3 protein-coding genes are annotated in these 3,496 nt (G+C 70.9%); 1 reads left to right on the forward strand and 2 read right to left on the reverse strand.

Annotation, left to right across the window (positions count from 1 at the left end; all coding sequences use genetic code 11):
• Window positions 1-147: 147 nt before the first annotated feature.
• Window positions 148-1,563, forward strand: a complete 1,416-nt coding sequence (locus ACTIFU_RS23105) for a hypothetical protein (protein WP_439580678.1) — start codon at window positions 148-150, stop codon at window positions 1,561-1,563.
• 3 nt (window positions 1,564-1,566) lie between these two features.
• Here ACTIFU_RS23105 and tldD read toward each other — a convergent pair whose 3' ends face one another.
• Both tldD and ACTIFU_RS23115 read right to left on the reverse strand, forming a co-directional pair.
• Window positions 1,567-3,009 carry a metalloprotease TldD gene (gene tldD, locus ACTIFU_RS23110; RefSeq protein ID WP_439580679.1) on the reverse strand — a complete coding sequence of 481 codons (1,443 nt, stop codon included), beginning with the start codon at window positions 3,007-3,009 and terminating at the stop codon, window positions 1,567-1,569.
• Window positions 3,010-3,031: 22 nt separating this feature from the next.
• A partial coding sequence (locus tag ACTIFU_RS23115) for a sensor histidine kinase (RefSeq protein WP_439580680.1) occupies window positions 3,032-3,496 on the reverse strand: 465 nt, incomplete at its 5' end.

Consider the following 3,496-nt stretch of genomic DNA (forward strand, 5'->3'; position numbering starts at 1 on the left):
CCTTGACGTCGCGGCACACCGGTGTCGCGACGCTGGTGCGTCTCTGGCCCATTTTCTGCCGGAAACGGATCGTATCGTGCATGCAGCCTCGACCTATGCGCTCAGAGTGCATCGCTGTGTCGGGTCATCAGGGGAGACTGCACGCGGATGACACGTCGCCACTCATTGCCACTTGCTATCGTTCTCTGTTCGTTCTGGTTTAACTCACCTGCTTCCGCACAGGTCGCAAGCACCAGCTGCGATGCGCTCGCCGCCTGGGCCGCAGGCTATCAGCGCGGCGCGGAATGGCGGCCGAACCAGCTCGGCTCGCGCTACTGGGTGCCCGCCCTGCTCGCCGCGCCGGCAACCGCCGAGCTATTCGGCAAACCGATGCTCGCGTGGACGGAGGCGGAGGCGGGCGGGATCGTGCAGGCCATGCTGGCCTGCGAGCGCGACTTCGCGCGGGCGCGCCAGTTCGAGCAGCGCAACGCACTCGAGACGATGCGCGGCTGGATCCGCAACAACGCCACCGCCTATCTGCGCGCGCTCGCCGCCGCGCGCGCAGCGATCCCGGCCTCGCTCGCCGCGCTCGACCGGGCACCCGCCTCGCCGCAGCTGCTGCGCTTCTATGCCGCCCTGGCGCGCGCCGGCGCGAACCAGCAGGCGTTCAACGCGGCGAACCAGGCCGCCGGCCAGGTGCAGGGCGAGCCGCAGAGCCACGCACGGGCGCTGCTCGCCGCTCTGCGCGACCTGCCGCAGGCCGAGATCGGTCCGGCGGTGGCCGAGACGGCCAATGCGCGCGCCGCGGCGATGCGCGGTGTGGTGCGCGACGCGCTGATCGCCGAGATCGGCCGCCTGCCCGTCAACGCTCAGTCGCTCATGGCCCTTGCGAATGCCCCACAGTCCTTGCGGCAGCAATATGCCGGCGCGCTTGGCGCGGAGGATTTCGCCGCGATCGATCGCGCGATCACGGAACGCCGAGCCGCGATCGGCGCGGAGGCCGAGCGCCAGATCATCGCCGAGATTGCCGCAGCGCCGGGGGACGAGAACGGGTTCGTCGCGATCGACCGTGCTGCCGACGAGCGCTCCCTGCGCCTGCTGCCCGAGCAGAACGCAACCAGGGTGCGCGAAGCGGCGTCGGCTCAGCGAAAGAAGACGGCAGATGCGCTGTTCGGCCCGTTCCAGCAGGCGCTCGCCCGTCTGCCGACCACCCAGGACGGTCTCGATGCGATCGATGGCGAGGTCCGGCCGATGCTCGCCGCGTGGCCGGCCAGCGCGGCCGAGCACCGGCCCCGCTTCCAGGAGGCGATCGAGGCTCGGCGGACGGTCATCCTCGCTGCCGTAAACCGCGCCGAAGCCGGCGCGATGCGAGGGCGTGTCTATCAGGGCGGCGGCGTCGAGCTCGAGTTCCTCGACCGTACGCGCGCCGTCATGAAGATGGGGGGCGGGCAGGCCGTCGCCGGCACCTACAGCGAGGAGCGCGACGGCCGCGTGATCGTCACCATGAACAACCAAGCGCTCGTGCTCGTCCGCGAGGGACGGACGTTGACTGGCGGGCCGGCGACGGTCCGCCGCACCAGGTAGGCATCAGCCGCGCGCCGTGCCGCCGACGGTCAGCCCGCGCAGCTTCAGCGTGGGCTGACCGACGCCGACTGGCACGCCCTGACCGTTCTTGCCGCAGGTGCCGATGCCGGGATCGAGCGCCAGGTCGTTGCCGACCATCGTCACCTTGGTCAGCGCATCGGGGCCGTTGCCGATCAGGGTCGCGCCCTTCACCGGCGCGCCCAGCCGGCCGTTCTCGATCAGATACGCCTCCGAGGCCGAGAACACGAACTTGCCCGAGGTGATGTCCACCTGGCCGCCGCCGAAATTGACGGCGTAGAGGCCGCGATCGACCGAGGCGATGATCTCGTCCGGAGCATGATCGCCGGCGAGCATCACCGTGTTGGTCATGCGCGGCATTGGCGCATGCGCGTACGACTGGCGCCGTCCGTTGCCGGTCGGGCTGACCCCCATCAGCCGCGCGTTCTGCCGGTCCTGGATGAAGCCGGTCAGGATGCCGTTCTCGATGAGAACCGCGCGCCCCGAAGGCGTGCCCTCGTCGTCGATCGTGATGGAACCGCGACGATCCGGCAGCGTGCCGTCGTCCACCACCGTCACGCCGGATGCGGCGATCCGCTGGCCCAGCAGCCCGGCGAAGGCGGAGGTTCTCTTGCGGTTGAAGTCGCCCTCGAGTCCGTGGCCGATCGCTTCGTGCAGCAGGATGCCGGGCCAACCGGGCCCGAGCACAACCTCCATTTCGCCCGCGGGTGCGGCAACCGAATCGAGGTTGACGACCGCCTGGCGCAGCGCCTCGTCGACCGCGTGCCGCCAGGTCCCAGGTGCGATCAGGCGCGCCGCGTCGAACCGCCCGCCGGTTCCGTAGCTGCCGGTCTCGCGCCGGCCGCCCTGCTCCACCACCACCGCGACATTGAGCCGCACCAGCGGCCGCACATCCGCGGCCCTCACCCCATCGGCGCGGATGATCTGCACCGCCTGCCACTCGCCGGTCAGGCTCGCCATCACCTGCGCGACCCGGTGATCCTTGCCGCGCGCATAGGCGTCGATCTCGGCGAGCAGCCGAGCCTTGGCGGCGAAGTCGAGCGCGGCGACGGGATTGGCATCCGAGTAGAGCCGCGCATTGGTCGCGCGCGGCGCGACATCCATGCTGCCGCCCTGCCCGGCCTTCACCCCGCGCACGGTCTCGACCGCCCGCTTCAGCGCGGCCTCGGTGAGTTCCCCGGCATGGGCATAGCCGACCGCCTCGCCCGAGACCGCGCGCAACCCGAAGCCGAGCGTGGTGTCGAACGCGGCCGAGCGGATGCGCCCGTCCTCGAGGGCGAGCGCCTCGCTCTCGCGGTACTCGAGGAACAGCTCGCCGTCGTCCATGCCATCGAGCGCGGCCCGCGTCAGCGCGGCCGACGCGTCACGGTCGAGTGTCGCCTCGGCGCGCGCAAAGAACAGCGTATCGGTCGCGTCGAGATGGCTCATCTCGTGCCTCCTGATCGGGATGTCACTGCGCGGCGGTGGTGCGGCGCAGGATGCGCGCGGCGGGCAGGCGAAGCACGGCGGTGGTGCCCCTGTCAGGCGCACTCTCCAGATGCAGCGAGCCACCATGGGCCTGGGCGAGCGCACGCGACAGGAACAGCCCGAGCCCCGAGCCCTGGTAGCGGCGCGAGAGCGAGGAGTCGAGCTGTACGAAGGGCTGGAACACGCGTTCGAGATCCTGCTCGGCGATCCCGATTCCGGTATCGGTGACCCGGAGATCAATGCCGCCGTCGTGGTCGAGCCGCGCCTCGATCCGCACCGCGCCGCCCGGCCCGGTGAACTTGACCGCGTTCGAGACCAGGTTGAGCAACACCTGCCTGAGCCGCCGTTCGTCGCCGAGCACCCAGGGCATGTCCCTCGGCACGGCGAGGTCGAGCGACACGGACGCCGTGCGCGCGACTGGATCGAGCAGGCGCAGCGCCGTCTGGGC

Source organism: Elioraea sp., assembly GCF_051860475.1.
Lineage (GTDB): Bacteria > Pseudomonadota > Alphaproteobacteria > Acetobacterales > Acetobacteraceae > Elioraea.